Here is a 13839-nt window from a genome sequence, read left to right as displayed (position 1 = left end):
CGGTGGGGCTGGGCAGGGTGAGCTGGAACTGCAGCGGCAAGGTGACTGCCTCGCCACAACTCAGGTTGCTCGCCGCTTCCAGCGGCAGGGTCCAGCGGGCGGTGCCATCGGCGTTGAGCTCTCCCTGCCAGTGACCGTCACCCATGAGCCCCTTGGTCGGGAGCAGGCTGGCGTCAGCCACGGTCAGGGGGCGGCCGCTCTGGTTGGTCAATTCGATGGCGAGGCTCTTTTTCTCCCCGGGCAGCAGGTAGCTGTCATCGGCAAGGCGGGCCGCGATGGGGGTGGGCAGCAGGGCGTGGTGGCGGAAGGCCTGCTCCAGCAGCTTGCCATAGCTGCGGTCCGGATAGAGGCGGTTGGCGGTATCCACGGTGACCCGCGCCAGCTGGGGCATCCGCACCTGCGGGCCGAGGCCGAAGTGGGATTCAATCAGCAGGGTATCGAACTCGTCACGGGCTACCTCGCCATACTGTTCAACGGCCTGGCGCAGCGCGGTGAAGAGCGGAGTGCCCCACAGCTGGTCGCCGTTGCTGCCGTTGATGGTGAGGTGAGCCGGATAGAGGAAGCCCGGATGATAGCGCGCCCGCAGATCATCGAGCTGACGGGGCGTTCGGCCGCTGATCCTGGCATCCCAGTTGAAGACCATGAAAGGCTCGAACTGGCGAGCCTCTGGACTACGCTGGCGCCAGCTGGCGGCCAGATAGTCGCTAAAGCCCTCGCCGATGGCACCCCAGTCACCCTCTTCTCCCATATCGGGCAGGATATGGTGCTGCACCGCATGGCCAAACTCGTGCCAGATCACCATGGGATCTTCCGCATCGGGTACCCCTATCCGGCCAATTTCCAACCGGCGCAGGAAGGGGTCATAGAGAGAGTTGTCCTGCTCCCCGGCATCGGTATCGATGGCCAGGGGGCCGCCCATCAGCGTCGGGTAGCCAAGGGATTCCACATGGCGCTGGGCCAGATCCAGATGGTAGTAGCCATTGATATCAAGGAAGGCGGGCTGCTGGTGATCCAGCTGGAAGCCATCGGCATCAGGGCTGCTAAAGGGGGCAGTTTCCGGCGCCGTGCCATCCACGACCCGGGCGCGTGGGCCACTCAGCTGGTAGGTGTCATCCACCTTTTGTACCCTGAGCGGGACGGTACGATAGGCCCCGTTGTCCAGCACCAGATCGTGGCGCCACAGCAGGTTGCCATCTTGCAGCTGGGTGCGTGGGTCGAGGGCAAAGATGCGGGCTTGCACCGTGGCCACTTCCCCTGCCAGCGGGGTCGGTTCGGCACGGGTGCTGGCTTCTTGCAGCGTGCGCCCCAGCAAGGCGCTGCCATCGCAGGTGACAAACAGCTGCCAGTGGCTGCTCTTGCTGTTGCCCGGCTGGCTTTCCACCGCCAGCAGACGCCAGGCCGGAGTCGGTGTGTCGCCATCCTGCCAGTACCAGGGCTGGGCCTCGTCACTGCCGGCGAATTGCCACACAGCACCATCCAGCGTGACGGTATAGGCATCCACCCCGGCGCGGCTTGCCTCATCACATGGAGTCGCCTGTGCCTGCATCAGTCGGGTATTGTGATAGAGACGCCACGGGCGACCCTGCTCATCGAGACTCACGGCAGCCATAAGGCCGGCGATCGGTGCGCCATTGAGCTGCTGGCGATAGTGCAGATAGTGGCCCAGCTTGCCTTGGCGCTGATAGGCCGGGGCATCACTCAGGGTGACGCCGAGTTGCTGTTCGAGCCAGAGGCGGGTATCGGCCGGTGCGTTCTGTTCGACAAAACGCAGTTCGGCGGCCTGAGTGGCAAAGCCAGCCAGCCCCAGCAAGAGGGCGGGCAACAGGGGTTTCATAGTGGTACTCCCAATCAGCGGCAGGGTCATTGATTGATCCCCGCCAGATGCAACAAGAAGGCAAATTCACGAGCCCGATCGCCACCACCGGCGCGGTGGCCTCCCTCCAGTTCGGTCAGCAGCAGGTAGGGGCCGGAGCCCGTGCTGTGCTCCCGCAGGCGGGCCAGCCACTTGACCGGCTCCCAGTAGGGGACCTGGCTATCGTGCAGGGCGGTAGTGACCAGCAGGGGCGGGTAGGGGGCGCGGTGCAGGTTGTCGTAGGGGCTGATGCGGCGCATCGCCTGATACTCTGCGGGCTTGGCCGGATTGCCCCACTCCTGATACTCCTGACGGGTCAAGGGGAGGGCAGGATCGCTCATGGTGCCGAGCATATCGACGAAGGGAACCTGCAACACGGCGCCGCTAAAGAGTGTCGGTTGCTGGTTGAGGGCCGCAGCAACCAGGGTGCCCCCCGCGCTGCCCCCCATGGCAAACAGGGGCAGAGGGGCGGCGTCGGGCGACCAGTGGCGCAGGGTGTTGCCGGCAGCGATAAAGTCGCTGATGCCGTTCTGCTTGTGGATGCCCCGTCCGTCGCGGGTCCACTGCTCCCCCAGCATGCCGCCGCCGCGCACATGGGCGATGGCGTAGACAAAGCCCCGATCCAGCAGGCTTAACAGCTCTTTCTGGTAGTAGGGGCGCATCGGCGTGCCATAGGCGCCATAGCCGTAGAGCAGTACGGCGCGAGGGGCCAGATCCTTGCGCCATACCAGCGAGACAGGCACCCGGGTGCCATCGGCAGAGGTGATCCAGCGCCGCTCGCTCTGATAGGGCAATGCTTTATTGCCTGCGGTGTGCTGATCGTTGATCCACTGGCCGCTGTTTAAATCCAGCCAGCGCTGGCCGGGGGGCTGGCTCAAGCCCTGACTGCGCACCAGAATACGGTCGCTGGCCGGGTCATGTTCTCCTTGCAGCCAGCCGGTACCGGCGCCACTGGCCAGCGGCAGGCGCTGGCGTTCATGGCCGTTGCGATCGAGCAGGGCGAGCCAATCCTCCCCCTGCTGGCGAAACTGCACCACCAGATGGCGATCAAACAGCCGCCACTTGTCGGGATCGCCGAGATCTTCCCCTTTGGCGGGCCACAGACGCTGCCACTCATCGAGCGGCGTGTTGGCTGAATAGAGGGCAAATGCCCCCTCCCGGTTGCTCTTGATCACCCAGCCGGATTGGCTGTCCAGATAGTATTCCACCCCGCGCTGGCGGGGTTTGATCTGCTGCGGCTTGCCCGAGTCGAGCAGGTACTGCTCCGAGCTGTCGTGGTTGTTGCCCTGCAACACCAGATGCTGGCCATCCGTGGTGCGATAGAGGCTGAGCAGCCAGGCGGGATCCTGCTCCTCATAGAGAGTCTGCTCCTGGCCATCCTGCCAGCCGCGCAGCTGCCAGGGGCGCAGGGTATCGCGTTCGTTGGCGATGGTGTAGAGGGTGCGACCATCTTGTGACCAGGCGAGATCAGCGCTGCGCTGCGCCAAGCTGGCCAGCGCCTTGCCGCTCTGGATATCGAGCAGGGTGACCTGATAGTCGAGATCGCCCCGGCGATCTTCGGCGATGGCCAGGGTGCGGTTATCCGGGCTCAGGGCCCAGCCGCCCGCTTCGTAATAGCCCTCACCGGCTCTGGCGGGAAGCCGTTGCTGCACCTTACCCCCGTGGCGTTGCCAGAGGGAGCCGTCCGGACGCAACTGCCATGCCTGATCGCCACGCACAAGCCAGTTGTCTGGCACAGATTCCCCCGCCGGATGGCGGGCAAATTCGGCGCGCAAGGTTGCTTCCAGCGGCTGCTGCGCGGCGAGTTGCTGCTCGCTCCAGCGATTTTGCTGCTTGAGCAGGGCGAGTATGGCCGGGTTGCTGCGGCTCTCGTCCCGCAACCAGAAGTAGGGATCCTGGCGTACGGGATTGCCCGAAATCAGGTGTGGCTGGGGCGGGATCGGTGGTGGCAGGGCCTCTTGCGCCCACGCCAACGGGGCGGCCAACAGGGCCGCCATGATTACATGATGCTTCATCACATCCCCACGAAACGGTAGCTGAGGCTGGCTGACAGGTAGCGGCCGCTCTGGCTGTAGAGGGAGGTGTCGCTGCCAGCCGGAAGTCCGGCCACATCCTGATAGCGGACGTAGCGGGTATCGAGCAGGTTGCCGATGGTGGCATTGACCTTGAGCGCCTCGGTGATCTGCCAGTCGCCGGTGAGGTCCAGGCTGAACCAGCCTGCGCTGCTCTGGCAGGCACCGTTGTAGCCAGTTTGCGCATTGGCGCACTGGGGCACCTTGGTCATGGCGGCGGCATAGTTGCCACTGAGCTCAACCCCCCAGTCGAGCTGTTGCCAGCGCAGGGTGGTGTTGCCTTCCAGCGGTGTCTGGGTGCGCAGCGGCTCACCGCGGTGATCCTTGCCATCCATCCAGGCCAGATTGGTCGAAAGCTCCCACTCGTCGCTCAGCCAGAGGCTGGCGGCCAGCTCGGCGCCCCAGGTTTCTGCTTTGGCGACGTTGCGATACTGGCGCAGGAAGACACCGTCATCGAGGCGAAAACCGGTCTGGCGCCAGTCGATGAAGTTGTAGTAGCGGTTGTAGAAAACGGCCGGTTTGACGCTCCAGTTGTCGCTTTGGCCATTCACTCCCCACTCCAGACTGTGGCTGGTCTCCTCCTTGAGGTTGGGGTTGGCAATGATCTCGAACGGCGGCATGGCAAAGTAGTGAGGAATGTTGCCGTAAACCTGATCGTAAGCGGGAGCGCGGAAGCCGTTGGCATAGCTGAGCCAGCTGCGCCATGTTTCGTTGAAGCGGTAACTGGCCGCCACACTGGGGGAGATGTGATCGCTGTGGTTCTCGGCCAGATTGCTGTCCGGTGCGCGCAGGCGCTGGCGGTCAAAGCGCAGGGTCGGGGTAAACTGCCAGTTGCCCAGATCGATCACATCGCTCAGCCAGATACCATCGCGGCGGGTCTCGGCCTTGCTGAAGGGGGCTTTCTGTCCCTGGGTGGTGATGCCATCTTCCAGGGTCAGATTGCTGACCGGCCGCTCGTGGTTGGCCTGCTCCACTTCCACACCGTAGCTGAAGGTGTGATCCAGCGAGCCGGTGCTCAGCTTGCTCTGCAGCTCCAGCTCACTGCCAAGGCGCAGCTCCTCGAAGGTGGAGAGGGTGCGCTGGCTGCGATATCTGGGATAGCCGCTCAAGGCATCGTTGCGCAGCAGCTGGCGCTGGTTGGCTTCGTTGCGTGACTGGTTGCCAAACAAGCTCCAGTTGAGGGTATCGATCATGCCCAGATCGTTGGCCTCCCAGCTGAACTTGCCGCCCTGGGTGCGCTGATCGCCATCTTCCTGAAAACCGACCACGTCCCAGCTGCCATCGGGTTGGGGCACCGCTTTGGGCCCCATCTGGCGTTTGGCGTGATCCTCGTAGTAGTCCAGCTCCAGCCGCAGAGCGTGATGGGCATTGAGGGGGAGGCGGCTGCTGGTGGAGGCGCTCATGCCATCCAAATCAGCCGGAATGCGGTTCTCCTCAAAGTTGGCGGTTTCGTTGCCACGCCAGCCGGAGAGGCGCAACAGATGTTCGCTCTCCAGTGCCCGCACCGCGCCGGTCATGCTGAGCTTCTTCTTGTTGCTGTCGCCACCGTAGAGAGTCTTGGCCGCCAGATAGCTATCTTGCTGTTGCAGATAATCTTCCGGCTGCTTGGTATTCATCACCACGGTGCCGCCGATGGCATCGGAGCCATGCAGGGAGGAGCCGGCTCCCTTGGCCACCTCAATTTGCTTGATGTCATCGAGATCGAAGTTGAAGCGACCCACCTTGTCATTGATGTTGTCGGCGCCAAAGCCATCGCTGACGCGCACTCCATCCTTGATCAGCAGGATGCGGTTGCCACCGATGCCGCGCACGCTGATGTTTTGCGGTCGCCCGGCAGAGCCGGTGACCGAGACACCGGGGATCTTGCGAAACACATGGGTCAGCTCGCTGGCGACCTGACGGTCCAGCTCTTCCTGGGTGATGACGGTGATGGAGCCGGAAACATCGGAGAGTTTCTGTTGTACCCGTTGCCCGGTGACAATGATGGTGTCGTCGCTGCGCGCCTTCTCCACAGGGGGGAGATCGGCCGCGCCAGCGGAGGCACACAGGAGTGCCGGCCATGCCTGAAACAGTTTATTCATAATGATAATTGTTTTTATTTAAGCCTGAGAGGCGGCATTATTGCAGAGGCCTGACCACTTGACAATAAATGGCAATCATTATCATTAAGATCTTATGGTGTTGATATTATTGAGTTATTTGTTTTTAAAAAAGAGGCTCCCGCGCGAAGCGGGAGCGGGGGGATCAGGGCTTGAGCAGTTGCAGCGACTCTTCTGCGGCCTTGCCTTGGGAGAGGGTGATATCGACCCGGCGATTCGCCTGGCGATGTTCGGGGGTGTCATTGGCAAAGCGGGGTTGGGTGTCGGCAACCCCCTGAGCGATGACTCGTCTGGCATCCAGCTGGGGGTTGGTCAGCATGGTCTGCACGATGGAGGAGGCTCGCAGCACCGAGAGTTCCCAGTTGTTGCGATAGAGCTCCACCGGCGCTTGGGAGTTGTCGGTATGACCGGTGACCACTACCTGCCCCGGGATATTGGCCAGAATGCCTGCGATCTTGTTGACCAGCGGGATGAACTGGGGCTGCAGGAACGCCGAATCGGAGGGGAATAGCGCCTTCTCGCCGATGCGGATCACCAGTTGACTGCCGAGTTGCTCGACCTCGAGATCCTTCGATTCGATCTGGGCCTTGAGTTGCTGCTCAAGCTTCTGCTTGGTCACCTGCACCCACTCCTGCTCCTTGGTCTTGTGGGGCCAGGCCTCGGTGGCACTCGGTTTTTCCGAGGCACCTATGGTCTCGTTGAAGGGATCCGATGCCGCCATGGGGGCATCTTTCTCCAGCACAGTCTCCTCTTTCGGGCTGCTCGGCGTAGTCTTTGATTCTGGCTCGAGAATCCCTGTGCCCCCCTGCATCAAGGGTGAGCCGGCAGGCGGGGAAATGAGGCCGATTTTACCCAGCGACTCGATAAAGCCCTGGATAAGCACCCGGGTTTCGGACTGCTTGGCCATGGCAAAGGAGTAGAGCACCACAAACAGGGCGAACAGCAGGGTCATGAAGTCGGCATAGGAGACCAGCCAGCGTTCGTGGTTCTCCGGTGCTTCAGCTTTTTTCTTTTTTGCCACCATGGCCTCCCATAAATGGTTCGAGGGATACTTGCAGGCGCGCCTGTGACTCGCCGTCCACGATGCAGAGAATGCCGGTCAGGGTCATCTCCTTGTAGTGGCGGATCTGGTGGGCAAATGCCTTGTAGCGGTTGCCGAACGGCAAGAAGATCAGGTTGGCGGCAGCAACCCCGTAGATGGTGGCGATAAAGGCCACTGCGATGGCGCCACCCAGCTTGTCGGGCGCATCTAGCAGACCCATGGCGTGGATCAGGCCAAACACCGCGCCCACGATCCCCATGGTCGGGCAGTAGCCGCCCATGGCTTCATAGAATTTGACCGTCTGTTCGAGATCTTCTTGCTCAAATTCGATCTCGTTCTCCAGCACCTCGTGGATTTTCCCTTTCTCGTAACCATCAACCATCATCTGCACCCCTTTCTTCAGGAAGGGATCCTTGATCTCGTCGATCATCCCTTCCAGTGCGAGCATGCCGCTGCGACGGGCGTTGCCAGCCAGGGTCTCCAGCAACTGGGCTTGCTCCAGCATGTCCAGCTTGAGCGGGGAGAGCAGCCACTTGAAACGTTTGGCAGTTTTACCGACAACTGAGAAGGGGAACTGGGTCAACGCGGCACCTATGGTGCCGCCGATCACAATAAGAAATGCGGGCAAATCGAGCAGCGCACTGGGATGGCCGCCTTCTATGATATTTCCGCCAAGAATGCAGATCAGTGCAAAGACAAGGCCTATCAAGCTCATTTTTTCTACGTCCCTGAATATTGATAATGGCTAGTGTAGCTACTTAAGTATCAGTTTTTCAAAATGATATCCAATCGATGAGCAATAATGGGCGCTGGGTAACGTCCATAAAAGAAGGCGTGTTGTGGTCATGGGATGGTCTTGCAATGATCTTGTTGCCTGGAAGGATGCTTGTCGGGTTGGGCAATCATAAAAGCAAGGTAGGGGGGCGGGGGCTGGCAATGCGAGAAGCTGTTATATTCCATCAGGGCTTTGCAAACCGGGGGATGAGAGCGTGGATGATCCGCCGCTACGTGGCTGGTGCTCACTTGTAGGCCTAGGAGTTTGCGTTTGCCGGAAAGCAAAAAACCGACCCTGAGGTCGGTTTTTTTAAATTTGGCGGTGAGGGAGGGATTCGAACCCTCGATACGTTGCCGTATACACACTTTCCAGGCGTGCTCCTTCAGCCACTCGGACACCTCACCAAATTTTCGTTCGCTGCGCTGTTGCGCTGGAACGGGGCGTAATTTAGGGGAAAGGACTGTGTGGGTCAACCTCTTTTCCCCTTATTTTTCATAATCTTTTCCGAATGCCTAACCCTTGCGCAGAATGCCGGTTTTTTAAACCGGATCAGGGCTTGTCGAGGATGATCAGGCTGTCCGGCAGCTCGTTTTGATCCCGGGTGGCCGGGAAGGCGTCGGTCAGAATGGCGCTAACGCGCTCTACGCACTCCAGAAAACCCTGTTCGATCTCCCTGTTGCGCACTCGCGCCACGAAGTCGTCGATGATCTCCTGCCACTGACCATTGTCGATATGCTGGGCGATGCCGTCATCCACCAGTATTTCTACATAGTGCTCGGCGGCCGAGACGAAGATCAGCACCCCGAGCCGGTCGCGGGTGCGGTGCAGCCCCTGCTCGACAAATTGCAGGCGGGCCATCAGGGCCGCCCGGTGCTGGCGAACCTTCTTCGGGATGAGCCGCATCTTGATGGGGGTCCAGTGGAACAGCAGGCTCAGCAGCAGCCAGACCGACCACTGCACCAGCAGGATTTCGTACCAGCCGAGCCAGAAGCCGAGCTGGAACACCAGCAGCGGGGTGAGCATCGCCAGCAGCGCCGCCCAGAGGGTGGGAATGTAGCGATAGCCATCGCTGGCCGGGGCCAGCACGGTGACCAGTTCAGCATCAGTCTCTAGCTCCGCTTCGCGCACCTTTGCCTGAAGCGTGTGGAAGAACTGTTTAGAAATCATGATTTGTCTCTTTACTCCTGTTACCAGCCACCGGAGGCTCCGCCGCCGCCAAAACTGCCGCCGCCACCGCTGAATCCGCCGCCAGAGCGACCACCAAAGGAGCCGGCACCCAATCCACCGGCCATGTAGGTCGACCGACGTCGTCCTCCCGGCCCACCGCCACCACCCCCGCGCAGGTTGTGGAGCACGATCATCGCAATCACCACCAGAATAAACAGCCAGGGGCCGCCACCGTTGTCACTCTTTGGCTGCTCGACCGGCTGATACTCTCCGGCGAGTGCCTTCATAATGCTCTGGCTGCCTGCCATGATCCCGGCCACCATATCGCCGCGCTTGAAGGCGGGCAGGACGCGACCATGGATGATGTTGGCTGCGATGGCGTCGGGCAGGGCGCCTTCCAATCCATAGCCTACCTCGATCCGCACCTTGCGCTCATCCTGGGCGATCAGCAACAGCACGCCATTATTTTTGCCTTTCTGGCCGATCCCCCAGTGGCGACCGAGCTGGTAGCCGTACTCCTCGATAGTCTCCCCATCAAGGCTGTCGACGGAGACCACCACCAACTGGATACCGCTGCGCTTTTCAAAGGCGGCCAGCTGTTGGGTCAGTTGATGGGCCTGTTTGCGGGACATCAGACTGGCTTCATCCACCACCCGTCCGCTCAGCGTCGGGAAGTCCGGTGCCGCTTGCAGGGCACTGGCCCAGAGCAGTAGACAGGGAAGAAACCAGCGCAGCATCATCTTCATTGGAAGCTGACCTTGGGCGCCTCATCGGCACCGGGTTTGGCACTGAAACTGGGTTTGGTCTCCAGATCCGAGTAGAGCAGCTTGGACCAGATAACGCCGGGGAAGGTGCGGATCTCGGTATTGAACTGGCGCACCACCTCGATATAGTCGCGGCGAGCCACCGAGATGCGGTTCTCGGTTCCTTCCAGCTGTGCCTGCAGGGCAAGGAACTGCTGATCCGCTTTCAGCTCGGGGTAGCGTTCTACCACTACCATCAGGCGGGAGAGGGCGCTGGAGAGCTGGTTCTGCGCCGCTTCAAACTCCTTGAGCTGGGCAGGGTCGCTCACCTGCATGCTGCCGACCCGGGCACGGGCATCGGTGACCGCTTTGAGGGTCTCCTGCTCATGGCTGGCGTAGCCCTTGACGGTGGCGACCAGATTGGGGATGAGATCGGCGCGGCGCTGATACTGGTTCTCCACCTGTCCCCAGCTCGCCTTGACCTGCTCATCCAGGGTCGGAATATTGTTCATGCCGCAGCCGGTCAGGCCGAGCAGCAGGGTCAGGGTCAACAGGCTCTGCGTGGTTCTGCGCCAGAGTGATGTGGCCATCTTGTTGTTCTCCTTTGAAATTTCGAGTCGATAGTGCGCCGTTGATGGTGCACGACCAAGCGTGCACCACCATACCAGCTTGGGGTCAGTTGCCACAACGCGCAGGTAGCTCGGGTCGCTTGTTGATGCCGGAGACCTTGGGCAGTTGGGGCTTGTCTTTGAGCCAGGAGGCCAGCTCTTCCCCGCAGCCATTGCCGGGCGGAATGGGGGCCTGAGGTTCACAATCGGGGCTGCCGACCGGGCAGCGCAGCCGCACATGGAAGTGGCTGAAGTGGCCCACCCAGGGGCGCAGCTTGGCGACCCAGGGCTCGTTACTAGCCTGCTGGCAGACTGCGGATTTGATCACCGGATTGACAAAGATGCGGGCTACCTCGGGTTTGCTGGCCGCCAGCCGCAGCAGGGTGAGCTGCTGTGGGCCAAAGCGCCCCGGCAGCATCCTGTAGCGGGGTTCGTCGATCAGTGCCCACTCCTTGGGGGCATCCTGCTCCCATTTGCTGATGGGGCGGTTGGCCATGCGAAACCAGATATCGGCATCAAGGCCAGTCTGATGGCTGCGATGGCCAGAGGTAAAGGGGCCGCCCCGGGCCATCGCCAGATCAGCGATGTAGAGATCTGGCAGCCCGGCCATGCGGGTCTGGTTGGCCAGCGCTTGCAGATAGTGGATGAGGTCGGGGTGGCCGTAGTAGCGCAGCCGCTTGGTGCGGATCACCTGATAACCCGGCCCTTCAAGGGGCAGGGATACGCCGTTTTTCAGGCAACCGGCGGCATAACCACCGATGGCTTCCGCTTGCAATACAGTCGCCAGCAACAGGGACGTCAGCATGTGCGTGCTCCTTGTCTTGCTTCGAGTCGGCTCAGCAATACGAACAGACTCAAACATATAAATAAATAGGCCGCGGCCACCAGCAGCCAGATCTCGTAGACCAGTCCGCTGGAGTTGGCCATCTCGGTGCCGACGAAGGTGAGCTCCTGCACCGAGATAAGGGAAACGATGGCGGTATCCTTCACCAGCGCAATGAGCTGGCCGGTGAGGGGGGGGAGCATCAGCAGCATGGCCTGCGGCAGGATCACATGGCGCAGCCGCACCCAGGGAGAGAGCCCGAGGCTCTGCGCCGCCTCCCACTGGCCACGGGGGATGGCGGCCAGCCCGGCGCGGACGATCTCGGCGACGAAGGCTGCGCTGATCATGCCAACGCAGAGGGTGCCTGAGATGAGGTTCTCCCAGCGGGCAGGAGGGCCAAACAGCGCCTCTTGCCACGGGGAGAGCGATACGGTGCCGAGCCAGCGGGAGAGGCCGCTCGCAGGCAGCAGCTGGTTGGCGATAAAGAAGTAGAAGATGAAGATAAAGACCAGCGGCGGCAGATTGCGGATCAGCTGGATAAACAGGGTCGCGGGCATCACCAGCCAGGGGCGGCGGCTGAAGGCGGCTACCCCCAGCGTAGTGCCGAGCAGCAGCGCCAGCACCATGCCGAGCAGGGCGATGCGCAAGGTGGTGAATAGACCGCTGAAAAAGTAGGGCAACTCGCCGTGAGGACCAGGGGTGAACAGCAGGTCGAAGGCTTCATGCCAGCGCCACTGATAGGCCACCCCGATGTGCAAGCGGCTGGCCAGCCAGAGGCCAGCCAGCAGCAGGATCAGGGCGATCGCCCCGTCCAGCCAGTTGATGTTCCGACATGGCTTCCGGACGATGCGCCGGATGGTCTCTTTTAGAGCAACCAGCATCAGGGATTGGCGACCTGCGCTTCCCACGCCAGCGACTTGAACCAGTAGTCATGGCGCGCCTTGAGCCAGCCATCGGCCTGACGGGCGGCGATCCACTCGTTGAACTGTTCAGCCAGCGCATCATCCCCCTTGCGCAGGGCAAAGCCTTCACTCCCCTCTGCCAGCGGTTTGGCAAACGGCATAAAGAGGGCATCCGGGTGGCGCAGCGCCTCTTGCTCGGGTTTCGGGGAAGAGGAGAGGGCGCCGTGGGTGCGACCGTTCAGCACCTCCTGAAATACCTGTGACTCGTCATCAAACTGGCGCAAGGTGGCCTTGGGGAAGTGCGCTTTGGCTACCTGTACCGGCGAGGCGCCACGACGAACCGCCAGGATCACCCCGCGCTGGTTGAAGTCCGCCACGGTTTTCTTCTCTTTGGCCATGGTGCTGGAGGCGGCCAGCTGCACCCCGGAGTGGGAGTAGGCCTGGGTGAAGCGCACGCTCTTCTCCCGCTCGGGGGTGATGGTGAGGCCGCCGATGATGACGTCATATTTTTTCGCCAACAGGGAGGGGATGATGCCATCCCAGGCGGTAGGCACGAACTCTACCTGCCAACCATTATCTGTGGCGAGGCGACGGGCCACGTCAATCTCGAAACCGATTAGCGCCCCCTGCTTGTCGCGCATCGCCCAGGGGGCGAAGGTGGACATGCCGACCCGCAGGGTACCGCTCTGCTCGATCTGCGCCTGGGTGTCGGAGGGGGCAGTTTGTGCTAGTGCCGGAGTGAGCAGGCTTGTCAGTAGCAGGGCCGCGCCCGACAGGGTGGTCTTGAATGACAGATTCATGGTTAGCGTCCTTGTTGATCCGGATTCAGGTGACGGGCCAGCGCCCGCGAACAGGCTGACAACGTCAGGGTTAACAGCAAATAGAGGGCGGCCACGGTAAACCACACCTCAAAGGTCAGAAACGTATCGGCAACCAGAGTACGCCCTTCGTTGGTCAGATCGAAGATGGCGATCACACTCACTAGCGCCGAATGTTTGATAAGGGAGACCAGCTCGTTGGTGAGCGGCGGCAAGGTGATGCGCACCAGCTGGGGCAGGATCACCTTGCGCAGGGTGATGGCCCGTGACAAGCCAAGCGACTGGGCTGCCTCCCACTGTCCTTTGGGAATAGCCTGTACGCCTGCACGCAATACCTCGGCGGTGAAGGCCCCCTGATAGAGGGAGAGGCTCAACACGGCGCAGGCAAGGGGAGCCAATCCCAGCATGGGGCCCAGCAAGAAATAGAGAATATAGAGCTGCACCAGCTGGGGCGTGGTGCGCACCAGCGCCAGATAGGCGATGGCGAGCCAAGGGCCGAGCCGGGAGGGGAGCAGCCGCAGGCTGACCACGCACACACCGACCGCCATCGTGCCCAACAGGCTGAGCAGCGCCACCTGCAAAGTGACCAGCAGGCCGTTTAGCAAGGGGCCGGCATAAAAGGTTCCCTCATCCCACTCGCCGAGAAAGGGCAACACCCGCGTCCACTGCCACTCATAGCCCATCTGGCGAGCGCCGCTATAGAGCGCCCAGCCGAGCAACACAGAGAGCATCACAGTGCCTGACAACCAGCTAAACAGGCGGGTGCGATTGAGCCTAGCCATGATAGCTGAGCACCTGTTCGAGGAAGGCCCGGGTACGCGGGTGACGAGGGGCGTTGAACAGCTGGGCGGGCGGGGCCGACTCGATGATTTTCCCCTCATCCATAAAGAGCACCCGATCCGCCACCTGACGGGCAAAGCCCATCTCGTGAGTGACGC

General features: G+C 61.6%; 12 protein-coding genes, 1 tRNA gene and 1 pseudogene. All 14 read right to left on the bottom strand.

Going from position 1 to position 13839, the window contains the following annotated elements:
- On the bottom strand, nucleotides 1–1834 hold a 1834-nt coding region (locus AACS18_RS05215; protein ID WP_258228676.1), incomplete at its 3' end, for a peptidase M36.
- A gap of 26 nt (nucleotides 1835–1860) precedes the next feature.
- Nucleotides 1861–3867 carry a prolyl oligopeptidase family serine peptidase gene (locus AACS18_RS05210; RefSeq protein WP_108612072.1) on the bottom strand — a complete coding sequence of 669 codons (2007 nt, stop codon included), beginning with the start codon at nucleotides 3865–3867 and terminating at the stop codon, nucleotides 1861–1863.
- The gene (locus AACS18_RS05205; protein WP_108612071.1) at nucleotides 3867–6005 is read right to left on the bottom strand and encodes a TonB-dependent hemoglobin/transferrin/lactoferrin family receptor; all 2139 of its coding nucleotides are present in this window, start codon (nucleotides 6003–6005) and stop codon (nucleotides 3867–3869) included. The genes AACS18_RS05210 and AACS18_RS05205 overlap by 1 nt, the downstream gene beginning before the upstream one ends.
- A 163-nt stretch (nucleotides 6006–6168) precedes the next feature.
- The gene (locus AACS18_RS05200; protein WP_181363243.1) at nucleotides 6169–7047 is read right to left on the bottom strand and encodes a flagellar motor protein MotB; all 879 of its coding nucleotides are present in this window, start codon (nucleotides 7045–7047) and stop codon (nucleotides 6169–6171) included.
- Complete coding sequence (locus tag AACS18_RS05195) at nucleotides 7022–7780, bottom strand: flagellar motor protein (protein WP_108542094.1); 759 nt, start codon at nucleotides 7778–7780, stop codon at nucleotides 7022–7024. The genes AACS18_RS05200 and AACS18_RS05195 overlap by 26 nt, the downstream gene beginning before the upstream one ends.
- Nucleotides 7781–8156: 376 nt before the next feature.
- A tRNA-Ser gene (locus AACS18_RS05190) sits at nucleotides 8157–8244 on the bottom strand.
- A 145-nt stretch (nucleotides 8245–8389) separates the two neighbouring features.
- Nucleotides 8390–9007, bottom strand: a complete 618-nt coding sequence (locus AACS18_RS05185) for a TPM domain-containing protein (protein ID WP_058058422.1) — start codon at nucleotides 9005–9007, stop codon at nucleotides 8390–8392.
- Nucleotides 9008–9027: 20 nt separating this feature from the next.
- Nucleotides 9028–9753, bottom strand: a complete 726-nt coding sequence (locus AACS18_RS05180) for a TPM domain-containing protein (protein WP_108612070.1) — start codon at nucleotides 9751–9753, stop codon at nucleotides 9028–9030.
- Nucleotides 9750–10340, bottom strand: coding sequence for a LemA family protein (locus tag AACS18_RS05175; protein ID WP_108612069.1), 591 nt, complete (start codon nucleotides 10338–10340; stop codon nucleotides 9750–9752). Before AACS18_RS05175 ends, AACS18_RS05180 begins: the two co-directional genes overlap by 4 nt.
- An 85-nt stretch (nucleotides 10341–10425) precedes the next feature.
- A complete protein-coding gene (gene mepA, locus AACS18_RS05170) occupies nucleotides 10426–11163 on the bottom strand; it encodes a penicillin-insensitive murein endopeptidase (RefSeq protein WP_108612068.1) in 738 nt (245 codons plus the stop codon).
- Nucleotides 11157–12062 (bottom strand): amino acid ABC transporter permease, encoded by a 906-nt coding sequence (locus tag AACS18_RS05165; protein WP_108612067.1) that lies wholly within the window; start codon nucleotides 12060–12062, stop codon nucleotides 11157–11159. The genes mepA and AACS18_RS05165 overlap by 7 nt, the downstream gene beginning before the upstream one ends.
- Entirely contained in the window at nucleotides 12062–12883 is an 822-nt protein-coding gene (locus tag AACS18_RS05160; RefSeq protein WP_108612066.1) for a transporter substrate-binding domain-containing protein, read from the bottom strand. The genes AACS18_RS05165 and AACS18_RS05160 overlap by 1 nt, the downstream gene beginning before the upstream one ends.
- Nucleotides 12884–12885: 2 nt before the next feature.
- On the bottom strand, nucleotides 12886–13683 hold the full coding sequence (locus tag AACS18_RS05155; RefSeq protein WP_108612065.1) for an amino acid ABC transporter permease: 798 nt from the start codon (nucleotides 13681–13683) through the stop codon (nucleotides 12886–12888).
- Nucleotides 13676–13839, bottom strand: a pseudogene (locus AACS18_RS05150) (amino acid ABC transporter ATP-binding protein); the annotation flags it as partial. The gene AACS18_RS05155 and the pseudogene AACS18_RS05150, both read right to left, overlap by 8 nt.

The sequence above is a fragment of the Aeromonas sp. HMWF015 genome (assembly GCF_963878965.1).
Classification (GTDB): domain Bacteria; phylum Pseudomonadota; class Gammaproteobacteria; order Enterobacterales; family Aeromonadaceae; genus Aeromonas; species Aeromonas veronii.
The sequence above is the reverse complement of the archived record's forward strand: the minus strand, read 5'-3'. Positions and strand labels throughout refer to the sequence as shown.